Raw genomic sequence first — 23,301 nt, forward strand, 5'->3', positions numbered from 1 at the left:
CTCAGCCTTAATAGCGTGTATTTACAATTGGTTTTTATAAACAACACCTGCTTTCATTACGAAGGGTACTGACTCTAAGGTTTTAATGTTTTTAAGAGGGTTTGCTTTTACAGCAATTATATCAGCTGCGAATCCGGTTTTAATTTGTCCTAACTGAGCATCCATTTTTAGTAATTTAGCGCTATTAATCGTGGATGCTTGAATGGCTTGTAGTTCTGTCATGCCAAATTCAACCATGCGGCTAAACTGTTTTGCATTGTCGCCATGCGGGTAAATTGCTGCATCCGTTCCAAAGACCATTTTAACGCCCGCTTTTACAGCACGGTTAAAGCTATCACGTTGCCTTTTTGATACTTGGCGTTCTTTATTTAGATTTTCTTCGTCAACACCATTTTGCTCGCCATAAGTTAGCGTGTATTCGGTGTTATAAATATCCATAGAAAGCCAAGTTCCATGCTCTTTGGCAAGGGCTATGGCTTCGTCATCTAAAAAGCTGGCGTGCTCTACGCTATCAACACCTGCTTTAATGGCTGTTTTAATCCCGCTTGTACCGTGTGCATGAGCTGCAACAGGTAAATCTCGCATATGGGCTTCATCAACGATGGCTTTCATTTCTTCAAAAGAATACTGCTGTGCACCTACTTTAGTCCCTTTTGAAAATACTCCACCTGTGGCGCAAAACTTAATAGCGTTTGCCCCGTATTTAATGTTTTCGCGTACTTTTATACGCGCAGCCCATGGACCGTCTGCGACGCCACTTGAAGTATATTTAAGTTCAGGAGGTAATCGGTTGTTATCACAGTGCCCGCCAGTAATTCCGAGTGATGGGCCTGCAGCCCAAATACGAGGGCCAACTATGTCACCTGCATTTATGCCGTCACGCACTGCTATAACGCTGTAACCTTCAGCGCCAACATTACGAACTGTTGTAAATCCGGCTTCTAAGGTTCTTTTAGCAAAATGAGCCGCTTTAATTGCCATTCTAGGAACTGACTGGCCTAAACGTTCACTGCGTGGAACCGTCGGATCGCTTGTTAAATGCACATGCATATCCATTAAACCTGGCATAAGGGTTAAATCAAGTAGTTGAATATGTTTATCATCTTTAGTCAGCGTTGGTTTTTTATTTTGTTCAATGTTTGTAATTACGCCATCATCAATAGTAATCAAGGGCGATTTAATGAGTTTGCCATCTTCCACATTAACCATGGCTTTAGCCGATAGGTATGTAACGGCATGGGCATTAAAAGTAGTTAAACAAAGTAAGGCAATAGAGGTGCTGAGTAGTTGTTTTTTCATTTTATTTTTCTTTTAAATCATATTTGAATTAATAGAAATGTAACAAGCTCAGATAAAAGTGCAAATTAATACGATGAACGCAATCTATCGTAATTACTTTATTAAGTAAGGCTTAATGCGCATAATCAAAAAACGATATTAAAAAGGATTATCATGAAATCAATTAAATTAGCATTAGTTGCCAGTGGCGTTATGTTTGCTTTAAGTGGCTGTATGAATACTGAGCTTAGTACACACACTAATACCAGTGCGCAGTTAAACACCGTTAACGCATCGGCAGGTATTGTTTCAGAGCTTTCGGCAGAGCAACAGCTCGATGTACTTGTTGCACAGTATTACGATGAATCGCTTACATATAGCCCCATCAGCGCAACTTATAATGGTCGTAACGAGTTTAACGATCAATTTACGCCTGAGATTTCAAAAGAAAATAGAGCTAAAAAAGCGGCTTTTTATAAAAAATATCAACAGCGTTTAAACTTTATAGATAAAGCACAGTTAACAGGGCAGTCGCTTTTAAGTTTTGAAATATTAGAGCGCGACCTTGCACTTAAATTAGAAGGCATGCAGTTTCCTGATTATTTACTACCAATTAACCAAATGGCGGGTGCGCATAACACCTTTGCAGGTTTTGGTTCAGGTCAAAGTGCTCAGCCGTTTAATACCGCTGAAGATTACACGGCTTTTATCTCGCGCAGCGAAGGTTTTGTAAAGTGGCTTGCCAGTGTAGAGCGTTCAATGGCGCAAGGCATTAAACTAGGTATTACGTTACCAAAACCACTTGCTGAAAAACTGCAGCCACAATTTGCAGCTCATGTAGTTAAAAATGCCGAAGACTCACTATTTTGGGGACCAATTAAAAAATTACCAGACTCGTTTAGCGCACAGCAAAAGCAAAAAATTACAGCGCAGTATCGTCAATTGATTATGCAGCACTTAGTACCAGCTTATAAAGGCATGAGTGACTTTCTAGCTAATCAGTATATTGCAAATAGCCGAGAAAGCGTTGGTTATAGTGACTTACCAAACGGTAAAGCATGGTACGAATACCAAATTAAGAAAAACACGACGCTTAGCTTATCTGCAGATGAAATTCATGACATTGGTTTAAGTGAAGTGTCGCGTATTTTAAGCGAAATGAAAAAAGTAAAAGAAACCGTGGGCTTTAAAGGTGAGTTATCAGAATTTTTTGACCATTTACGCGATTCAGATGAATTTTACTACGACACGCCCGAGGAGTTAATTGCGGCATATGAAAACGTTAAGAAAAAAATAGACGCACGTTTGCCTCTGCTTTTTAACATCGCACCCAAAGCACCTTACGTTGTAAAAGCTGTTGAAGCATACAGAGCGCAGTCTGCAGCTGGTGCATCATACGCATCTCCGGCGCCTGATGGCTCTCGCCCTGGTATTTTTTATATCAATGCTTATAACTTAAAAGCGCAGCCTAAATTTTTACTCGAAACTTTATCGATTCACGAAGCAGCCCCGGGCCATCACTTTCAAATAGCACTTCAGCAAGAAATAGAGGGCTTACCTGATTTTCGTAAATTTGGTGGCTACACTGTGTTTGCAGAAGGTTGGGCGCTTTACGCAGAAAGCTTAGGCAAAGAGCTAGGCTTATTTACCGACCCTTATATGTGGTACGGACGTTTATCGGATGAGCAATTACGCGCAATGCGTTTAGTGCTTGATACTGGTTTTCATGCAAAAGGGTGGACGCGTCAACAAGGTATAGACTACATGCTTGCAAATTCGTCTATGGCTAAAAGTGATGTGATTGCTGAAGTAGAGCGCTATATAGCATGGCCAGGCCAAGCGCTTTCTTACAAGTTAGGGCAATTTAAAATTCAAGAATTACGTGATTTTTCTAAAAAAGAACTCGGCAATAAATTTGATATTAAAGCGTTCCACACGCAAATATTAATTGATGGCGCATTGCCAATGCCAATCCTTGAGGAAAAAATTAAGCGTTGGGTTAAATCTCAAAGCTAATTTGTAGCGCAAAGCCTGTACTTTGAAAGGGTATTGGCTTTGCGCCATTTACAGCAATACGGTAGAATGCGCGCTCTTTAGGGGGCACGAGTAAACTATGTTTGATCAACAATTAGCAAATACACAATTTTGGCTTAAAAAAAGCTTAAGCGACATGAGTCAAAACGAATGGGAAGCCATTTGTGATGGATGCGGAAAATGTTGTTTAAATACGTTTATTGATAGCGAAGACGAAGACGAATTTACCGCCACCGATCAGTTACGCGAAGGTGAGCAATTAATATTTACTAATATTGTATGTCAGTATCTTGATAACAACACCTGTGGTTGTAGCGAATACGAAAACCGCCAAACGCTTGTTCCTTCTTGTGTAAAACTCACAAAAGAAAACCTTAAAGACATCTTTTTTATGCCACAAAGCTGCAGTTACCGTCGTTTACATGAAGGCCGGGGTTTGGCTTCTTGGCACCCACTATTAAATAGTGGCGATAAAACAAGGATGCATGAGCTAGGTATTTCTGTAAAAGACAAAACAGTAAAAGATTGCGATGTAAAGCTAGACGACTTTGACTTGTACATCGCAGAGTGGCCAACAAAGGACGCTGAGTAATGAGCAAACAACAAGCGGTAATTGGTTTAATCAATCCTAAAAGCCCGACTAATGTTGGCGGTGTATTACGTGCAGCAGGTTGTTACGATGCCAAACAGGTGTTTTTTACCGGTAATCGTTACTTAAACGCTAAAAAGTTTCATACCGATACTAAGAACGCACTTGAGCGTATCCCTTTAACTGAAACTAATAGTTTAGAAGCGGTAAAACCAGAGGGCGCAACCGTTGTTGTTATTGAGCTTATTGAAGGTGCAACACCTTTACCTGAGTTTAAGCATCCTGAAAATGCGTTCTATGTTTTTGGCCCTGAAGATGGCTCTGTGCCAAAAGACGTTTTAAAGTGGTGTGATGAAGTGGTATATATTCCAACTATTGGCTGTATGAACTTGGCGGCTACCTGTAATGTTGTTTTGTATGATCGCTTAGCTAAATTAGGCGGCGTTGAGAGTAGTGACGATACTATTATTAGCTCTCGTGATACAAACAATAAAATGAGGTGGCAAAAAAGCTGATTAGTTAAGGTTTATTTGTGCAAAAATGTTAGTTTTGGCTAAACTTAAAAACATTATAAATCATAAATAGATACTAAAATGCGCTGGTTTTATTTTATATTATTACTGACAAGTAGTAATTGTTTTGCTGAAACATCAGTTGAGTATTATCAAAATGGTACTCAACATGTTTTAACTGGACATTACCACAAATCAGGAGTGCTCTATGAAGCGAAAAACCCCAAACAAACACTCCATTTAGCCACACTCGATTGGCCTCCTTATATTGGTAATAATTTATGTAATAAAGGCTGGGTTTATCAATTTTCAATTGCTCTATTAAATAGTAAGGGCTACAGCGTATATATTGAATTTTTGCCTTGGGCAAGAGCTGTACGAAATGTAGAACTAGGCAAAGCTGATATACTAATGCCTGAATATTTTATAGAAGATACAGCCCCCTCCGATTATGTTAATGGTAAAACACGTCGAGAATTACTCGGTTTATCTAATTCGTTTAAAGGCGGAGAAATTGCATTTTTAAAAAGGAAAGGCGATACAGACCGTTTCACTGGAAACTTAAAATCGCTTAAAGGGCAAAAAGTTGGTGTTGTTCGAGGGTATCAAAATACGCCTGAGTTTGATGCCATGATGGACAATGCTGAGTTTGAAGTTATCACCTCTGTTGATGATTTACAGCTTGTTCAGCTTCTGGTTGCTAAACGTGTTGATTTGATTATAGGTGACCCTCAAGTACTTAAATTCTCAGTGACTTATTCTTCTTTAACTAAACCTGAAAAACAATCTCTGCTTTCTTCCATTGAACAAGAAAGCATACCTCTGCAGTACAACCCTTTATATTTTGCTATTAGTAAGCTTACACCTAAATGGCTTTTAGTCTTAGAGGACATAAATGAAGGGCTTTATCAGTTTCATAATAGTGGCGAGATAGACCGTATTATCAATACGACAAATACTCAATGCAAGCCATAAAATTGGAACGTTCCTTTGTTGCGCTGACTAATTTATATATAAACATGTAAAATCGTTTTCAACTTGTTAATGGAGTGAAAACGACGTGAGTGAAATAAATACAAATCAATCATTCGCGGTCAACGAACAGCCAAATAAAAATTATCTGTTTCCACTGACTGCAATGACGACCCTATTCTTTTTATGGGGTTTTATTACTGTTTTAAACGATGTACTAATACCACGATTAAAAGGCGTATTTGATTTAAGTTTTTTTGAAGCGATGCTAGTACAGTTTTGCTTTTTTGGTGCTTATTTTATTGTTTCTATCCCTGCGGGGATTTTAGTTAAGCAGTTTGGTTACAAAAAAGGGATTTTAACTGGTTTAATTGTGGCTTCAATTGGGTGCATGTTGTTTTATCCTGCTGTTGTAGTACATGAGTACTGGCTATTTTTGGGCGCTTTATTTGTACTTGCCGCTGGTGTAACGGTGCTTCAGGTTTCTGCCAATCCTTATGTTGCTGCTCTTGGGAGCGAAAAAACAGCTTCTTCTCGTTTAAATTTGGCACAAGCACTTAATGCGCTTGGTACTACCGTTGGGCCTTATGTAGGTGGCTTATTATTTTTTGGTACAGCAGGTAGTCTAGCCGCTTCTGCAGCAACTGCAGAGTCTGTAAAAGTGCCTTATTTAATGCTTGCTGGTGCCTTATTACTTATCGCTATTATATTTGCCTTTATAAAGCTTCCAGAAATTGAAGCCCATAAAGAGGAAAATAATGCTGCAGTAGAATCTCGTTCATTAACTCAAGCACCGCACTTAACTATGGGTGTACTTGCTATATTTTGTTATGTAGGCGGGGAGGTTGCCATTGGCAGCTTTTTAGTTAACTACTTTGGTGAGGCGCACATAGCAGGACTTGAAGAGCATACTGCGGCTGCACTTATTAGTTATTACTGGGGCGGGGCAATGGTAGGGCGTTTTATTGGCTCTGTATTATTACAAAAAATAGCGCCTTCTAAGGCGATCGCATTTAATGCATTTAGTATTATTGCGCTATTGCTGATCACCATTTTTACTCAAGGTGACGTCGCTTTATATTCAGTATTGGCAATTGGTTTATTTAACTCAATTATGTTCCCGACTATATTTTCAGTTGCAATCGAGCGACTAGGATCATTGACCAGTAAGGGTTCTGGTTGGTTGTGCTTAGCTATTGTAGGTGGTGCACTTGTACCATTACTGCAAGGGTTTATAGCTGACACAGTAAATATACAGCAAAGCTTTTTTGTTCCAATGCTATGTTATGTATTTATTGCATGGTACGGATTAAATGTTGTTCGCTTAGCTAATAAGTGGAAATAACAGACTATACAAGAGTGACTGAATACGTATTCAGTCACTTATAAAGTTACATTTAATAGGAACGTTCCATAAGTAATTAATACGAGTCACAATTTATTTCAATATTAGTCAGTTACCCCCTACAGCCTTTTGTTTTTAATCCTTTATCCTTATTTTTATATAATAACCTAGTCACAAGCCTTATTTATTAGGACATTTAGCTAAATTTTTGCTAAAACTGTATGGATAATAAAGATAAATAATAAAAAGGATGTATATGCTTAACTCGTTGAAATTTACTTCCAAAGTGACTATTGCAGCCTCTTTAATTTTGGTTTTGGTGCTAGGGTTATTTACTTTTAATAACTACATTGCGATGCGCAAGCAAACCGAGCAGCAGTTAAGCCTAGTATTACAACAAAATTCCGAATCTGTTTCACAAAATATAGCGAGTTGGTTAAATGCAAAGTTGGCGATTGTTATATCAATTGCTAAAACCCATAAAGCTAATGATTCTAAAGCACTCACCCTTTCACAATTAAATACTGCAGAGCTTGCCGGAAGCTTTAAAAATACGTATATAGGTAAATCCAGCGGCACGTTTATATTAAACGATCAATCAGTTGTTTTACCTGCTGATTTTGATGCGACCTCTCGCCCTTGGTATAAATTAGTCGAAAACAAATCAAATACCGCATTTACAACTCCCTATATTGATGTAACAACTAACGAGCTTACAATTTCAGCGGTAGTACCCATCCTACAAAATGGCCAGTTTAGCGGCGTTGCAGGTGCCGATATTGATATGCAAACCGTGACTAAAATTATTAACGATATTGATTTTTTAGGTCTTGGTTATGGTTTTTTACTCGATAACAAAGGTCAAGTGCTAAGCCATCCTAATGCTAAGTTAAACTTAAAAAATACATCAGACATTTTTGGTACTAATACGCCTTTGCAAAGTGAGTTTACCCAATACGATATAAACGGAGAGTCTAAGCTTATCTCGTTTACAAAAATTAGTGGTATTGAAAACGTAGATTGGTACCTAGGTGTTGTCATAGATAAAGATAAAGCGTATGTCAGCGTTTCTAACTTTGGCCAAACTGCGGCTGTATTTATGGTGATAGGGATCATTACTATCATTATTATGATGCAGCTTTTATTACGCTATTTAATGCAGCCTATGAACCGCTTAAACGATGCCATTAAAGATATAGCACAAGGCGAAGGCGATTTAACAAGGCGCTTAACCGTTGAAAATGATGATGAGTTTGGCGACTTAAGCCATTCATTTAATATTTTCATCGAAAAAATTCAGCATTCAATAGAGCAAGTAAAAGAGTCCACAGAGCAATTAGATACAGCAATTGAGAGCTTGGTATCACAAACATATTCATCGCTGTCTATGTATGATGATCAAAGTAAACGAACCGATAGTGTTGCAGCGGCTATTAACCAGTTTTCAGCTACATCAATGGATATTTCAAATAATGCAGAGAGTGCATCGCAGCTTGCTAAAAATGCAGATGAGCACTCAACACAAAACCAAGAAGCATTAAGCCACAGCGTTGCAACCATCCACCAGCTTTCAGCTAATATGGAGAAAGCTCAGCAAACTATAAACAGTTTAAATACGCACACAGCCAGTATTGGGCAAGTGCTTGAAGTTATTAAAGGTGTAAGCGAGCAAACTAATCTATTGGCACTAAATGCAGCAATCGAAGCCGCTAGAGCAGGAGAGGCTGGACGCGGTTTTGCCGTTGTAGCAGATGAAGTACGTCAATTAGCACACCGCACTCAACAATCAACACAAGAAATTGAAGACACGGTGAGCCAGTTACAAAAAGGCTCAAACCTTGCTGTAGAGCTTATGAAAACAAGCCTTCAAGATAGTGAAAAAAGCGTACAACAAGCAGATGCGGTCGGCAATTTAATGAGTCATGTTATACAAGCTATTAAGCAAATTAACGATGCAAATCATTCTGTAGCCAGTGCAACCGATGAGCAAAACCAAGTTGTTAAGTTATTAGATACTGATATTCAAACAATTAGTGCGCTTTCTATACAAGGCAAGGCTAACTTAAATGACACACTTAACGAATGTACCAAACTAAAACAGCAGTTTAGTGCTTTAGAAAATATGGTTCAAAAGTTTAAAGTATAAAATTAATGACTAAAAAAAATGTAAATAAACCAAACTGGCTCAGTCTAATAAATATCGACAGTGTTTATAGCTCAGACATGCAACGCAAAGCGTTTTCTTTATTTACCATGATTGGGATATCAATTGTGGTGATTGCTGTATTAGTGTTTTTGAATTATAAGGTTTACTCACCGATACTTACCGCTTCATTAATTATCGTTAACATTACAAATATAAGCTGTTCTATCTACTTTATAAGAACGGGTAATCTTCAAGTAGTGGCATTAATAAGTATGGGCATTGTGTGCATGATGTTTGTTGCACTTGTTTATACCGGTGGTAAAGATAACACCGCGCTATATTGGCTTATGTTTTATCCTGTAGTGACGTTTGCATCTTTAGGGGTCAGATTAGGTGCTTGGTTAGGTTTTACTTTACTGTTTTCTTGTATTGTTATTTTATACGGCCCTGATTTTGGTCAAGTTAGCTATGGCAATGTAGAAAAAACACGATTTATAGCGTCCTTTTCTATGGTGTTTTTATTCTCATTTATTGGTGAGTATTTTAGGCATAAAAGCCACATGGCTATTGCCGATATTACGCTAGAGCAAAAACAAGATGCTTATACCGACCCCCTTACTGGTATAGCAAACAGACGTTTCATTACCTCTCATTTTTTAAAGCTTGCCCAAACACGCCCAGAGCAGTACTTACCTTTTTCAATTTTGTTAATTGATTTAGATAACTTCAAATCTTTAAACGATACGCATGGTCACGGTTTTGGTGATACGGTATTGATTGAATTTACTAAACTCCTGGAATCTCAGTTCTTGGCAACTGCGTTAAAGGCCCGTTATGGCGGTGAGGAGTTTGTTGTTATTTTACCGCAGGTTACTGTTACTACAGCCACTTTAATTGCAAACAAATTTCGAGAGGCTGTTGCAGGGCACGTTATATTTACCGATGACAAGCAGCGTATTTCAATCACCTGTAGTATTGGTATTTCCCAAGTAAATAAAGTAACTGATTATGATGATTCATTAAAACAAGCGGATGAAGCTCTTTATAGAGCAAAGGCTGCTGGTCGTAATAGAGTCGTCTCGAACTAGTTGAAGGATTAATATGTCTCAAAGTAAATTAATATATGTTCATGACCCAATGTGTAGCTGGTGTTGGGGTTACTCACCAACCTGGCTTAAGCTAAAATCAGAGCTTGCTGGTAAAGTGGCAATAGAATATAGAGTAGGTGGCCTAGCACCCGATAGCCAAGACCCAATGCCACAAAATATGAAAGAGATGCTTGAGGGTACTTGGCATAAAATTTCAGCGCAGTTAGGTACGCAATTTAATTATAACTTTTGGCGCGATTGCCAGCCAAGGCGTTCAACGTATCCCGCATGTAGAGCCGCACTTATAGCGCGTAAAGCGGATAAAGAAGCTCAAATGGTGGCTGCAATTCAAAATGCTTATTACCTAAATGCGCAAAACCCGTCAGATGAAAGTACATTAATTAGTTTGGCTGAAAAGATTGGCTTAGATAAAAATGAGTTTACCGCGCAACTAACGTCAAGCGAGCTTAATGATGAATTTAAAGCTGAGTTATCCTTTGTTCGTACACTACCAATCCAAGGTTTTCCCTCACTAGTGCTTATTAAAGGTAATAAAGCATACCCAATTGAAATAAATTACACTGATTGGCATTATTCCCTTAATCAAATTAATTCAATTTTAAAATAATCCAGCCTGTTCATAGGGCATTTGGCTAACAAATGCTCTTATCATCTTAAAAAACCCCCTCGTAAGTCTTAATTATTACCATTGTCATAAAAGCGACTTTTTTGCGCAACATCCTTGTCATGTTTCATCTATAAACTCCTGCTCATTGAAATTATTAAGTTATAAATTATTTATATAACAAAGTTTATGACCTAAAAAAACAAACTAGCAAATCCGCTAACTAACAAGTAAAGGTGTATGCGATGAAAGGCGTTAAACCATTAATCTTAGCTGGTATTGTGGCCGCAAGTGCAGCAGTACACGCAAACGATTTAGATAAGGTTATTGATAAAAGCAGTGAAATTAATAAATCAGCTGCGCAATCACAAACAAAAATAGACAAGATTGCAGATTCAATGCAAGGACGTTTACAGCAATTTAAAACCCTCAATAAAGAAATTGACGGTTTAGCTGTTTACAACGCTCAGCTAACTAAACAGTTAAATAATCAAGTAGAAGAGATGGAATCTTTAAACCTGTCTATGGATCAGGTTTCTATTATTGAACGTCAAATTACGCCGCTAATGCTTAGAATGATTGAAGGCCTTGAGCAGTTTGTATCTTTAGATATTCCATTTTTAGCTGATGAGCGCACTAAGCGCGTTACATCTTTAAATGAAATGATGAATCGTGCAGATATCAATTCAAGTGAAAAATTTCGCCGTGTACTTGAAGCCTATCAAGTAGAAGTAGACTACGGGCGCACTATTGAAGCCTATACCGCACTTTTAAACGTGGATGACAAAGAGCGTGAAGTCGATTTTTTACGCATTGGCCGTTTAGAGCTTATTTACTTAACACGCGATGGTAAAAAAGCAGGTAGTTGGAATGCAGAGACAAAATCATTTGAAGCATTACCAGACTCTACAATAAGCCAAATTAATAAAGGCTTACGTATTGCGCGTAAGCAACTTGCCCCAGATATGTTAACTCTGCCAGTACATGCAGCAGAATAAGAGGTTAAAAATGAAATTGTTTACTCAAATGACAAAAATAGCTCTTTTTGCTGCAAGCCTAAGCATTACTGGTGCAAGTATAGCGGCAGAGCCAATGAACTTAGATTCATTACTTAAAACGCTCGAAAATGGTCAATCAGCTCAAAGCGAGCAAAATAAGCAGCGCGAACAAGAGTTTACTGCTCGTCAAAACGAGCAAGTACAAACGCTTAAAAATACCCAAGCAAAGCGTAATCAAATGCTGGTGGAATCTGAGCGCTTAGAAACGCAGTTTGAAGAAAATGAAGTAAAACTTGCTAACTTAACAGACACGCTTTCTAAACGAATGGGTTCCCTTAAAGAATTGTTTGGCGTGTTACAGCAAGTAGCAGGTGATTCTAGTAATAAGTTTGCGACATCAATTATATCTTCCCAGATTGCTGGGCGTAGTACGTTTATGGATGACCTAGCTCAAAAAATGGGTTCAACTTCAAAACTTGCTTCAATAGAAGATATTGAAAAAGTATGGTTTGAACTACAGCGCGAAATGACCGAGCAAGGCAAAGTAAGTCGTTTTAACGCAAGTGTCATTGTTGAAGGCGGTACTAAAGCACAGCAAGAAGTTGTGCGAGTGGGAGCATTTAACCTTATATCAAACGGTAAGTATTTAGAGTTTAATTCCTCGACTAATTCTTTGAGCGAATTAACTCGCCAACCTGTATCGCGCTTTACTGCAACGGCAGAAGAGCTACAAAGCACTAAAAGCGGTGTGGTGCAATTCGCACTTGACCCAACAGGCGGCTCTATTCTTGGTTTATTAGTTCAAGCACCCGATACCCAAGAGCGTGTTCATCAAGGTGGCACTGTTGGTTATGTGATTTTAGGTGTGGGTGTTATTGCACTCCTTATATCACTAGAGCGTTTTTTCTCATTATTGATTATGGGTGGTAAAATTCGTCGTCAACTTAAAGATTCAGTTGCACGTGATGACAATCCGCTTGGACGCGTAATGAAAGTAAAAGATCAATTTCCAAGTGTTTCACACGACACACTGGAGCTTAAATTAAGTGAAGCTATTTTACGTGAAATGCCAAAAGTGACGCGTAATTTAACACTTATCAAAATCATCTCTGTTGTTGCACCGCTGTTAGGTTTATTAGGTACGGTAACAGGCATGATCAATACATTCCAAGCAATCACCTTATTTGGTACCGGCGACCCTAAATTAATGGCGGGTGGTATTTCTCAAGCACTAGTAACAACGGTACTAGGCTTAGTGGTAGCAATACCAACGGTATTTTTATACACCTTACTTAATACGCGCGCTAAAAATATTTTGTTAACTATTCAAGAGCAGAGCGCCGGTATTATTGCAGAGCGAAGCGAGAAGGGAGCATAAACCATGGTGCTATTGATTGACTCAATCAATGCTATCCGTGATTTTCTCGACACTGGTGGCCAAGTTCTCTTGGTCATCGGGGTGTTAATCTTCGCGATGTGGTTATTGATACTCGAGCGATTTATTTACTTTTTCAACGGTTTTCGAAGCTATAAACATGCTCTAAAAGCCAATTGGATTAACCGTGCAGAACGTGATAGCTGGAATGCAGAGCAAATACGCGAAGCGATGATATCGCGAGCAGGTATGCGCTTAAACACCAATCTTTCTTTGATTAATGTGATGGTTGCTTTGTGCCCACTACTTGGTTTGTTAGGCACTGTAACGGGCATGATAGAAGTGTTTGATGTAATGGCAATTACCGGCACAGGGAGTGCGCGTTCAATGGCATCAGGGGTATCTAAAGCAACTATCCCGACAATGGCAGGCATGGTAGGTGCGTTATCTGGGGTATTTGCCTCAACGTATTTACAACGAAAAGCTAAGCGCGAAGTAGAACTACTACAAGACAGCATGGTTTTAGACCATTAAGCAAAATTTTGATAAGCGGCTTATATAAAGTCGCTCATCCTAGGAGAATAAAAATGAGAGCCCCGTTAGGAAACCTATTTCAAGAAGATGAAGCTGAAGAAATAAACATGACCCCAATGCTAGACGTTGTATTTATCATGCTTATTTTCTTTATTGTAACTGCCTCTTTTGTTAAAGAAGCCGGTATTGATGTTAACCGCCCTGAAGCAGCAACTGCGGTTAAAAAAGAGCGTGCAAATATCCTTGTGGCGATTTCAGATACAGGTGAAATTTGGATTAATAAACGTCAAATTGATGTACGAGCAGTACAAGCCAATATCGAGCGTTTAAAAGCAGAAAATCCACAAGGTAGCGTTGTGATTCAAGCGGATAAAAAAGCCACTACCGAAATGTTAATAAAGGTGATGGATGCCTCGCGCGCGGCGGGCGCATTTGATGTATCAATTGCCGCACAAGATGCGTCTTAAGGGCTAGTTATGTTGCGATATTTAGTTGCATTAGTGATAGCTGGTGTAGTGACCTTTATGTTGTTTTTAGGCATGCAGGCACTGATCACTGGCGGTGAAGGCGCTATGACGGATCCGGTAAAGGGTAACGTACTTGATTTTGTTCGCTTGAAAAAAGAAGAAACCGTACAAAAAAAAGAGCGTAAGCCACAAAAGCCACCAACACCAAAAGAGCCGCCACCACCAATGGAATCACCGCAAATGCAAAATAGTGATGCTACAGCTAATGCTAACAACTTTGACTTTGGTGCAAACGTTGATGCGGATGTAAATTTAGCCGGCGGGTTAGCACTTGAAACAAGTGATGGTGAGTATTTACCCATTGTTAAAGTGGCGCCTGTTTATCCTCGTCGCGCATTATCGCGAGGTATCGAAGGCTACGTTATTGTTGAATTTATAGTAACTAAACAAGGCACTGTACGCGACCCACAAGTGGTTAAAGCAGAGCCTGAGTCTCTCTTTGATAGAGCGGCGATGGATGCAGCCCTTAAATTTAAATATAAACCGCGCGTAGTAAATGGTGAAGCCGTTGAAGTTGCGGGTGTTCAGAACAAAATATCTTTCCAAATTAGCGGTTAATTTAGTAATTAACCACGAGTAAACGGACAGAAATGCGAGGCGATTATGAAACCATTGATTAAATCAGTTATGAAATTAAACCCTACAGCTAAATTTTTAAAATTAACACTATTTTGTACCGCTGCGATCAGTACAAGTATTGTTACACCAAGTGCTCTAAGCCTGATACCAGGGCTAAATGTAGCTACGGCATATGCTGAGCAAGAGCAAAAAACAAAACGTGTCCCAGCGCTTCGCGAAAAGGTCTACAGCCAACTCGCACGTGCACAAAAACTCGCTGATGATGGCGATGTTAAAGCAGGCCTTGAAGCGCTTGATAGCATTAATGAGCGTTCATCGAGCATGAACTCGTACGAAATTGCGATGATGCATAATTTTTATGGGTTTATTTATTACAACGAAAACGATTTACCAAAAGCGATAGCTTCGTTTGAAAAGGTCGTAGCAGAGGAAGCCATTCCTGAGTCGCTTCGTTTAAGTACTACCTTTAGTTTAGCGCAACTAGCTATGGCTAATAGTGATTACACTAAAGTTATCGCATTTTTAGATGACTGGGACACTATTAACACTAAGCCTAAAACAGAAGGCTATTACTTGTTAAGGGCTCAAACATACTATCAGTTAAAGGATTATAAAAAAGGCCTTGAGTACATATCTCAAGTGATTGCTTTAAGCGACAGCGAAGGCAAAATCCCTAAGGAAAACTGGTTAGTGCTGCAGCGTGCAATGTATTACTCGCTTAATCAAACAGATAAAGTAGTTGATCTACTTGAGCGTATGGTAAAGCTTTATAACAAACCTGAGTACTGGGTACAGTTATCGGGTATGTATGGTGAAACAGGGCAAGAAAAAAAGCAGCTAGCAATTATTGAGGCTGCTTACCAGCAAGGTTTTTTAACGTCTAAATCTGATTTACGCCAATTAGCGCAAGTGTATTTATATAACGGCTTAGCATTTAAAGCCGCAGACGTTATGAGTGATGCGATTGAAAAAGGGATTGCAGAGCAAAACGCTAAAAACTATGCCTTTGTAGCTGAGGCGATGATTCAAGCAAAAGAAGACGAAAAATCAATAAAATACTTTGTAAAAGCAGCCGATTTATCACCCAGTGGTAAATATGACCAACGCTTAGCTGAAGTATATGTTAATACTGAGCAATACGAGGAAGCGGCCGACGCAGCGCGTAAAGCACTTAATAAAGGCTCACTTGATTTTGAATCAAATGCATTTGTTGCCTTGGGTATGGCTCAGTACAACTTACAAAATTTTGATGCATCAATTTTAGCGTTCGAACAGGCAGAAAAACATAAAAAATCACAGCGTTTAGCGCAGCAATGGATTAAATATGTAAAGCGCGAGAAAGTGCATGCAGAAACATTAAGAACGGCACTGCTTTAAGCTTTAGTAATAACTTTTAAATATAATTTCATAATCGCAAATCCAAACCACACTATTTTTAGTGTGGTTTTTTTATGTTTTTAATAAATTAACTACTTGAATTTTATGTAAATAACTTTGTCATCTTATGTTTATTAAAGTGTAACTGTAATGTCATATAGCTACCGTAAGGTAGGCGCTGCTGATAACTCAAGTGACCTTAAAGCATTACTTAATGTTTTAAGGTGACTTGAGTTTATTTAAAGCACTTAACAAAATAATTAAATACTTTAACGGAGTGAACAATGAAATTATCTGACTTATTTAAAGTTAGTTTGATTGCAACTGCAGTATCTTTAGCGGGTTGTGGTGGTGACTTAGTAGTATCTGAAGGCGACACAACAATAAATGAAGGCGACACAGTTACTAATGTTGTTGAAGGTGGCAGTGGTACAGTAGATGAAACATCATCGCGTGATGATTCTCAAAATGCAACTACGGGTTTCCCTGCTGATATCGACAATGCACTTGTTCAAGGCTTAGCAACGGATGTCTCAAGTGAATTTCCAGCAATAACAGATAAACCAGTGTATCGCTTAAGTGCTGATACAACATTGATTGCTGATGTTTCACTAACTAATGATGCACATTGGATTGTGAGTGGTCGTACTGCTGTGGGTAATGACCGCGCAGATAGTACAACGCTTTATATTCAGCAAGGTACAACGATTATTGGTGAGTCAGGGGATGACTTTTTAGTTGTGCGTCGTGGTTCACAAATTGAATCAGTCGGCACTGCAAGCCAGCCAATTACGATGACATCAATTCAAGATGTTACGGGTAGCGAGACAGCAATTGGCCAATGGGGTGGTTTGGTATTACTTGGTAATGCACCTGCAAACTCATGTGGAGACCAACAAGGTGAAGCAACAGCAGACGAACTTGCTAACTGTGGCGTGTCAGCTGAAGGTGATGCAGGTCAGTTTGGTGGCGATATCAGTGATGATAATTCAGGTACTCTAAAATATGTACTTGTTAAGCAAGCAGGTAAAACGCTTGGTAATGGTGATGAGTTAAATGGTATTACGTTTGCCGGTGTTGGCTCTGCAACTACGGTTGATTATATCCAGGTTCATGAAAACCTTGATGACGGTATCGAGTTTTTTGGTGGTACGGTTAATGTAAGTAATGTAGTGCTGACTAACATTGGTGATGATTCACTTGATTGGTCTTTTGGTTGGACGGGTTCGGCTACTAATGTTTACATTCAACAAGCGGCTAACGTAGGCGATAACGCTATTGAAGCTGATAACTCTGAGTTTGATTCAAGCGCCACGCCATTAACACTGCCTACTATATCTAACGTAACAATCGTCGGTGCAGAAGGTAATAATGGTATTCGTCTACGCGCTGGTACTGCGGGCGCTCTTAAAAATGTATTTGTAACGGGTCCTGCTACTTACGAAAACTGTTTACGTGTAGGGTCTGATTCAGTTCCTCGCGCTGAAGATGGCACACTAACGATTGTAAACTCTATTGTGGCGTGTCAAACAACGGCAAATAATTTTGGTAGTGAAGTAATTAACGGTGGCGATGTACAATCTTGGTTTGAAGGACAAGATGGTAACCAAGTACTTACGCCTGCAGAGCTTATGCTTGCTGATGACGGTTACACGCCACTTGCTGGTTCACCGCTTATCGCAAATGGTCAAATTGGTGCTTTTGATGGATCAACTAACTGGATGGAAGGTTGGACTGTCGGTATTAATGGCGGCTTCCCTACTGATATTGATAACGCGCTTGCACAAGGCTTAGCATCAGATGTTTCTAGTGAATTTCCAGCAATTACAGATAAACCAGTATACCGTTTAACTGAAGATACAACGTTCACAGCAGATGTAACGCTTACTAACGATGCACATTGGATTTTAAATGGTCGTACTGCAGTTGGTAATGACCGTGCAGATGCAACTATATTATATGTTCAAGCGGGTACAACGCTAATTGGTGAAACAGGTGATGACTTTTTAGTTGTACGTCGTGGTTCACAAATTAATGCCAATGGTAATGCAACTGCGCCAATCACTATGACATCTATTCAAGATGTAACAGGCGCTGAAACAACGATTGGTCAATGGGGCGGCTTAGTATTATTAGGTAATGCACCCGCTAACTCGTGTGGCGATCAAACCGGTGAAACGACAGCTGAAGAATTAGCTAACTGTGGTGTATCAGCTGAGGGTGACGCTGGTCAGTTTGGTGGTGATATTATCGATGATAACTCAGGTGTTCTTCGTTATATTGTTGTTAAACATGCAGGTAAAACGCTGGGTAATGGCGATGAACTTAACGGTATCTCATTTGCAGGTGTTGGTTCACAAACGAAAGTTGAATACATTCAAATTCACCAAAACCTAGATGATGGTGTTGAGTTTTTTGGTGGCACAGTTAATGTTCGTAACATTGTACTAACTGATATTGGCGACGATGCATTCGATTGGTCATTTGGTTGGTCGGGTCGTGCACAAAATATCTATATTCAACAAAGTTCAGTTGAGGGTGATAACGCAATAGAAGCTGATAACTCAGAATTCGATTCAAATGCGACACCATTGACTAAACCACTAATTTCTAACGTAACAATTGTTGGTGCTGATGGTACTAACGGTGTTCGTTTACGTGCAGGGACAGCGGGCGTTCTACGAAATGTTGTTATAACGGGCCCTGAAGGTTACTCAAACTGTTTACGTGTAGGCTCAGACTCTGCTGCTAATGCAGAATCGGGTGAGTTGTCTATCGAAAACTCAGCTGTTGCATGTAGTGAAGATAATAACTTTGGTTCACAAGCAATTGGTAGTGGCAATGTGCAGTCTTGGTTTGAAGGTCAAACGGGTAACTTAACGCTTACGGCTTCAGCACTTAATTTAGCGACAGACGGCTTTACACCAAAATCGGGTTCACCTTTATTAGGTGCTGGTGGGGATTCATCTGAACTTGACTCGTTCTTTACCAAAACAGATTACATCGGTGCATTCGATGGCGATAATAATTGGATGGATGGTTGGACAGTTGCTATTACGCCAAGCTTTCCTGACGATATTGCTAATGCATTAGCACAAGGACTTGCAACAGATGTTTCTGCTAGCTTCCCTACAATTACAGACAAACCTGTATATCAATTAACCTCTGATGTTGTATTTACATCTGATGTAACACTGACTAACGATGCGCATTGGATTTTAAAAGGACGTACAGCCGTTGGTAATGACCGCGCTGACAACACAACACTTTATGTTCAGTTTGGTACAACGTTAATTGGTGAGTCGGGTGATGACTTCTTAGTTGTTCGCCGTGGTTCTAAAATTGAAGCGGTAGGCAGTGTAAATCAACCAATTACTATGACGTCAATCCAGGATATGACGGGCGGCGAAACTACGATTGGTCAATGGGGCGGTTTAGTATTATTGGGTAATGCACCTGCTAACTCATGTGGCGACCAACAAGGTGAAGCTACCGCAGATGAACTTGCAAACTGTGGTGTGTCTGCTGAAGGTGACGCAGGCCAGTTCGGTGGTAATGACCCTGAAGATAATTCAGGTACGCTAAAGTATGTTGCAGTTAAGCAAGCGGGTAAAACACTGGGTAATGGCGATGAACTTAACGGTATTACACTTGCGGGTGTTGGTCGTCAGACTGAACTAGATTACATTCACGTTCATGAAAATCTAGACGATGGTGTTGAATTTTTTGGTGGTACTGCAAATATTAGTCACCTTGTTTTAACAAGCATAGGCGATGATTCACTTGATTGGTCGTTCGGTTGGACGGGTAAAGCGCAATATGTACTGATTAAACAATCAGACTCTGAGGGCGACAATGCAATTGAAGCTGATAACTCTGAGTTTGATTCAAGTGCAACGCCACTAACAATGCCAACTATCTCTAATGTAACAATTATTGGTAATGTGGGTGTAAATGGTATCCGCCTACGTGCAGGTACTGCGGGTATGCTTAAAAATGTAGTGGTTACAGGTGGTGCAGACTATTCAAATTGTTTACGAGTAGGCTCTGATTCAGCGCCGCGAGCAGAGGACGGTACATTAACTGTTACTCACTCAGTTGTTGCGTGTGAAACCGCGAACAACTTTGGTACGCAAGCAATTGGTACAGGTAATGTTGAATCTTGGTTCTTAGGACAAACAGGCAATTCAGTTCAAGCAGCCACAGACCTTGGTTTAGCAGATAATGGCTATATGCCAACTGCTGAGTCGTTATTACTCGGTAATGGCTTTGATTCATCAAGCTTAGATAGTTACTTTGATTCTGTAGATTACATTGGTGCGATGGATGCACAAACAGACTGGACAGCAGGTTGGGTAAAAGTAGGCCTTTAACCCAAACCACATTATAGCCGAGCGAAAGCTCGGCTAATGTCTTGTTTTGTTTCGGAGTATAAAAATGAAATCTTTTAAACCCTCTACACTTGCTTTATCAAAGTTAAACTACGCTGTAATGGCTGCCTTACTTGGTTTATCAGTAAATACAGCCACGGCTGCTGAGCAGCAAGTAGAAGAGCAAGAAATAGAAGAAGTTGTTGCTGTAGGGCAACGATTAAAGGGCAGTGCAGGTGCTGTACTGCAAGAACGTCAAAACCAAGCGTTTGTTGCTGATATTATGGGTGCAGACCAAATATCACGTACTGGTGATGGCGATGCCGCCTCTGCACTTCGTCGTGTTACTGGTTTAACGTTAGTCGATGGCAAATTTATTTATGTGCGTGGTTTAGGTGAACGCTATTCTAGTACTCAGCTAAATAGCATGTATGTACCAAGTCCTGATCCTACTCGCTCAGTGGTTCCTTTGGATTTATTTCCATCTGAAATTATTGAAAGCTTGAGTGTACAGAAGTCATTTTCACCGGATATGCCAGCGCATTTTGGTGGTGGTAATGTAAATATTCGCACTAAATCAATTCCTTCTGACTTTTTATTAAAAGTACAAGTGGGTACATCGTACAATACTTCTAATAGCGATACCGGTTACTTTTACAGTGGCGGTGATGATGACTGGATGGGTCGAGATGATGGTTCGCGAGCATTATCGGATGTGTTTACTACTGCGCTTACCAGTGATGCTGGTCTTGAGGGCAATATAAACACTACGTTAGCTGAGCGTAAAAACTTGATTCAATCGCTTGATTGGGATGTAGGTATTTCAGAAAAGGATGTTGACCCTGCCATGAACTTCTCTATTGCCTTAGGTGATAGATTTGAAAGTGAGGCCGGTACTTTTGGTGTGCTTGCAGCCGTATCTTACGATAACGAGTGGGAAGTAGTTCAAGAGCAAAGCGGCTCAAGCCTTGGTAGTTTAGGCTGTGAAGACAAATGTTTTGCCCAGTATTACGATGGTACATCGACTGAGCAAAATGTACGTTGGAGCGGCACATTAAATTTAGGATATGAGTTAAATTCAAACCATAAGTTTGAGCTTACTAATATTGCACTTCATGACATGAGTGACCGCGTACGTAACCGCGATTACTTTGATGCAAATGAAACCGAAGAAGGTGTCACCGAATTACGCCGAGTAGATATTACGTACGAAGAGCGCGAAATGTTTTCGACTCAGCTTAAGGGGACGCACAACTTTCCAGAGCTAAATAATTTATTTTTTGATTGGTATGGCGGTTTAAGTCGAGCAAACCGTAATGCACCAGGTGGTTTAGATGTTGTTTATCAGCAAAATTTAGTTGATGGCGTGCTTGAATCTGAACAACTACAAGATGTAGCTGCAACAAATATCACCCGTGAGTATCAAGTATTACACGACGATGTTGAAACATTTGGTTGGAATATGGGTATGCCTTTTTATGGTGACGGCTATGAGCTTGAGTTAAAAATAGGCGGCGATTTTTCAGAGAAAAAACGTGATGCAAGTAATGTGAAGTTTGGCATTACGCACCGTGGTATAAGCGATGAGTACTCGTTCGGTTCTAACGTAAGCGATATTTTTGCTGATGAAAACACGGCGAATGACGCTTTTTATGCAAGTGTAACTGGCTCAGGTATTTTTGATGACGGGACCACTGATGGTGATAAGTACAGTGCAGCGCATAAATTAGATGCTTATTATTTTATGGCCGATTACTTCTATCAAAACACTTGGCGTTTTACTGGTGGCGTTCGATGGGAAGATTTTTCGCAAGTCTCAGTCGGTTATGAAGCGCATACTAATTTCTTTGAAAATACACTACAAGAAATCCAAGATGTAGCTATTAATGAAGATAACTTTTTTCCTTCTTTAGCTGTTACGTACATCATGGATGAAGAAATGCAATTTCGCTTAAATTTAAGTGAAACAACCATTCGCCCTGATCTACGTGATGTAAGCTCTTCTTTCTTTGTTGACCCGTTAACTGAGTTTCTGGTGAGAGGGTCTCCTAGTTTACAAAGTTCTAATTTAAAAAATGTTGATTTTAGGTTTGAATGGTATATGCCATCAGGTAATAACCTTTCTGTTGCATTGTTTTATAAAGACATTGAAAACCCAATTGAAATGGTTGAGCTTGCGGGCGTAGGGGGAGCATCTCCACAGTTATTAACCGCAAATGCTCAGTCGGGTAAATTATCGGGTATTGAAGTTGATTTTTTAACTGACTTTGGCTTTATAAATAAAGATTGGTCCTCAGCATTCTTGTCAGGCAACGTTACGCTATCTGACTCAAGTGTTAATTTGGGGATTAATGATTCAGACGGTGTTGACTCACTGTTTGAAACACAGCTTAAAGAAGCCCTTGAGGCCGATACGGTATCGAATATTGTAACTAACAATGAGCGTCGTTTAGTTGGTCATTCTGAGTGGGTTGCAAACTTACAAATGGGCTATGACTCGGATGATGGATTTCATTCTACTTCACTAATTTATAATGTGTTTGGTCCTCGTATAATTGTCCCTGGTACACGTGGTAATGAAGATGCCGAAGAAAAGTCGTTTCATTCAGTTGATTTAGTTTATTCTTACTTCCCTAACTTTAACTCTAAAGTTAATTTTAAGGTTAAGAATATGCTTGGCCAAGAAAAAGAAATTGAACAAGAAGGTCTTACCCTTTGGGGACAAGACACCGGCACTGAGTTTAGTTTAAGTTATAGCTATGAGTTTTAAGCTTTATTTAAAATAAAACTCAAGGAATGAAATAATAAACTTCACTATCTACTAGCTCTGTATTTTAATACAGAGCTTTTTTGTGTTTATGCTCAGTATGAAAAATATTTAAGTTCTGTTTTATTCGCTAGTTTTAGCTTTCAGCCAGTGTTAGTTTAGCGTTAATGAAAATTAAATCTCAC

Annotated in this window: 17 protein-coding genes; 16 read left to right on the top strand and 1 reads right to left on the bottom strand. The window is 39.5% G+C overall.

The genetic code is table 11. The annotated features are described in order from the left end of the window. Positions 1-21: 21 nt before the first annotated feature. Positions 22-1,299 carry a Xaa-Pro dipeptidase gene (locus I6E70_RS05085; RefSeq protein WP_197188196.1) on the bottom strand — a complete coding sequence of 426 codons (1,278 nt, stop codon included), beginning with the start codon at positions 1,297-1,299 and terminating at the stop codon, positions 22-24. Positions 1,300-1,452: 153 nt separating this feature from the next. Here I6E70_RS05085 and I6E70_RS05090 point away from each other — a divergent pair, with 153 nt between their 5' ends. The 16 genes from I6E70_RS05090 (at position 1,453) to I6E70_RS05165 (ending at position 23,119) form a co-directional block, all read left to right on the top strand. Continuing rightward, complete coding sequence (locus tag I6E70_RS05090) at positions 1,453-3,294, top strand: DUF885 domain-containing protein (RefSeq protein WP_197188197.1); 1,842 nt, start codon at positions 1,453-1,455, stop codon at positions 3,292-3,294. A 97-nt stretch (positions 3,295-3,391) separates the two neighbouring features. Next, positions 3,392-3,904 (top strand): YcgN family cysteine cluster protein, encoded by a 513-nt coding sequence (locus I6E70_RS05095; protein WP_197188198.1) that lies wholly within the window; start codon positions 3,392-3,394, stop codon positions 3,902-3,904. Beyond that, positions 3,904-4,416 carry an RNA methyltransferase gene (locus tag I6E70_RS05100; RefSeq protein WP_007583259.1) on the top strand — a complete coding sequence of 171 codons (513 nt, stop codon included), beginning with the start codon at positions 3,904-3,906 and terminating at the stop codon, positions 4,414-4,416. Before I6E70_RS05095 ends, I6E70_RS05100 begins: the two co-directional genes overlap by 1 nt. A 78-nt stretch (positions 4,417-4,494) precedes the next feature. After that, complete coding sequence (locus tag I6E70_RS05105; RefSeq protein ID WP_197188199.1) at positions 4,495-5,388, top strand: substrate-binding periplasmic protein; 894 nt, start codon at positions 4,495-4,497, stop codon at positions 5,386-5,388. Between the two features lie 85 nt (positions 5,389-5,473). Beyond that, positions 5,474-6,730 (top strand): sugar MFS transporter, encoded by a 1,257-nt coding sequence (locus I6E70_RS05110; protein ID WP_101163500.1) that lies wholly within the window; start codon positions 5,474-5,476, stop codon positions 6,728-6,730. A gap of 256 nt (positions 6,731-6,986) precedes the next feature. After that, the gene (locus I6E70_RS05115) at positions 6,987-8,876 is read left to right on the top strand and encodes a methyl-accepting chemotaxis protein (RefSeq protein ID WP_197188200.1); all 1,890 of its coding nucleotides are present in this window, start codon (positions 6,987-6,989) and stop codon (positions 8,874-8,876) included. Between the two features lie 5 nt (positions 8,877-8,881). After that, entirely contained in the window at positions 8,882-9,964 is a 1,083-nt protein-coding gene (locus tag I6E70_RS05120) for a GGDEF domain-containing protein (protein ID WP_197188201.1), read from the top strand. Between the two features lie 13 nt (positions 9,965-9,977). After that, positions 9,978-10,592 (top strand): DsbA family protein, encoded by a 615-nt coding sequence (locus I6E70_RS05125; RefSeq protein ID WP_197188202.1) that lies wholly within the window; start codon positions 9,978-9,980, stop codon positions 10,590-10,592. 242 nt (positions 10,593-10,834) lie between these two features. After that, positions 10,835-11,587, top strand: a complete 753-nt coding sequence (locus I6E70_RS05130; RefSeq protein ID WP_024593979.1) for a DUF3450 domain-containing protein — start codon at positions 10,835-10,837, stop codon at positions 11,585-11,587. A gap of 10 nt (positions 11,588-11,597) precedes the next feature. After that, positions 11,598-12,965, top strand: coding sequence for a MotA/TolQ/ExbB proton channel family protein (locus tag I6E70_RS05135; RefSeq protein WP_010552930.1), 1,368 nt, complete (start codon positions 11,598-11,600; stop codon positions 12,963-12,965). Positions 12,966-12,968: 3 nt separating this feature from the next. Beyond that, a complete protein-coding gene (locus I6E70_RS05140) occupies positions 12,969-13,496 on the top strand; it encodes a MotA/TolQ/ExbB proton channel family protein (protein ID WP_010552929.1) in 528 nt (175 codons plus the stop codon). Between the two features lie 53 nt (positions 13,497-13,549). Next, positions 13,550-13,963 (top strand): ExbD/TolR family protein, encoded by a 414-nt coding sequence (locus I6E70_RS05145; protein ID WP_004334764.1) that lies wholly within the window; start codon positions 13,550-13,552, stop codon positions 13,961-13,963. Positions 13,964-13,975: 12 nt separating this feature from the next. Then, a complete protein-coding gene (locus tag I6E70_RS05150; protein WP_193371817.1) occupies positions 13,976-14,581 on the top strand; it encodes an energy transducer TonB in 606 nt (201 codons plus the stop codon). Between the two features lie 69 nt (positions 14,582-14,650). Continuing rightward, positions 14,651-15,979, top strand: coding sequence for a tetratricopeptide repeat protein (locus I6E70_RS05155; protein WP_197188284.1), 1,329 nt, complete (start codon positions 14,651-14,653; stop codon positions 15,977-15,979). A gap of 284 nt (positions 15,980-16,263) precedes the next feature. Then, the gene (locus tag I6E70_RS05160) at positions 16,264-20,352 is read left to right on the top strand and encodes a hypothetical protein (protein ID WP_197188203.1); all 4,089 of its coding nucleotides are present in this window, start codon (positions 16,264-16,266) and stop codon (positions 20,350-20,352) included. A 64-nt stretch (positions 20,353-20,416) separates the two neighbouring features. Further along, complete coding sequence (locus tag I6E70_RS05165; RefSeq protein WP_024593984.1) at positions 20,417-23,119, top strand: TonB-dependent receptor domain-containing protein; 2,703 nt, start codon at positions 20,417-20,419, stop codon at positions 23,117-23,119. Positions 23,120-23,301: the final 182 nt, after the last annotated feature.

Source organism: Pseudoalteromonas sp. NGC95 (assembly GCF_015864705.1).
In the GTDB taxonomy this organism is placed as follows: domain Bacteria; phylum Pseudomonadota; class Gammaproteobacteria; order Enterobacterales; family Alteromonadaceae; genus Pseudoalteromonas; species Pseudoalteromonas arctica.

What these genes read in the sequence shown, in the direction of transcription:
- I6E70_RS05085 (WP_197188196.1), bottom strand. Translation starts at nt 1,299, where the DNA reads ATGAAAAAACAACTACTCAGCACCTCTATTGCCTTACTTTGTTTAACT.
- I6E70_RS05090 (WP_197188197.1), top strand. Translation starts at nt 1,453, where the DNA reads ATGAAATCAATTAAATTAGCATTAGTTGCCAGTGGCGTTATGTTTGCT.
- I6E70_RS05095 (WP_197188198.1), top strand. Translation starts at nt 3,392, where the DNA reads ATGTTTGATCAACAATTAGCAAATACACAATTTTGGCTTAAAAAAAGC.
- I6E70_RS05100 (WP_007583259.1), top strand. Translation starts at nt 3,904, where the DNA reads ATGAGCAAACAACAAGCGGTAATTGGTTTAATCAATCCTAAAAGCCCG.
- I6E70_RS05105 (WP_197188199.1), top strand. Translation starts at nt 4,495, where the DNA reads ATGCGCTGGTTTTATTTTATATTATTACTGACAAGTAGTAATTGTTTT.
- I6E70_RS05115 (WP_197188200.1), top strand. Translation starts at nt 6,987, where the DNA reads ATGCTTAACTCGTTGAAATTTACTTCCAAAGTGACTATTGCAGCCTCT.
- I6E70_RS05120 (WP_197188201.1), top strand. Translation starts at nt 8,882, where the DNA reads ATGACTAAAAAAAATGTAAATAAACCAAACTGGCTCAGTCTAATAAAT.
- I6E70_RS05125 (WP_197188202.1), top strand. Translation starts at nt 9,978, where the DNA reads ATGTCTCAAAGTAAATTAATATATGTTCATGACCCAATGTGTAGCTGG.
- I6E70_RS05130 (WP_024593979.1), top strand. Translation starts at nt 10,835, where the DNA reads ATGAAAGGCGTTAAACCATTAATCTTAGCTGGTATTGTGGCCGCAAGT.
- I6E70_RS05135 (WP_010552930.1), top strand. Translation starts at nt 11,598, where the DNA reads ATGAAATTGTTTACTCAAATGACAAAAATAGCTCTTTTTGCTGCAAGC.
- I6E70_RS05140 (WP_010552929.1), top strand. Translation starts at nt 12,969, where the DNA reads ATGGTGCTATTGATTGACTCAATCAATGCTATCCGTGATTTTCTCGAC.
- I6E70_RS05145 (WP_004334764.1), top strand. Translation starts at nt 13,550, where the DNA reads ATGAGAGCCCCGTTAGGAAACCTATTTCAAGAAGATGAAGCTGAAGAA.
- I6E70_RS05155 (WP_197188284.1), top strand. Translation starts at nt 14,651, where the DNA reads ATGAAATTAAACCCTACAGCTAAATTTTTAAAATTAACACTATTTTGT.
- I6E70_RS05160 (WP_197188203.1), top strand. Translation starts at nt 16,264, where the DNA reads ATGAAATTATCTGACTTATTTAAAGTTAGTTTGATTGCAACTGCAGTA.
- I6E70_RS05165 (WP_024593984.1), top strand. Translation starts at nt 20,417, where the DNA reads ATGAAATCTTTTAAACCCTCTACACTTGCTTTATCAAAGTTAAACTAC.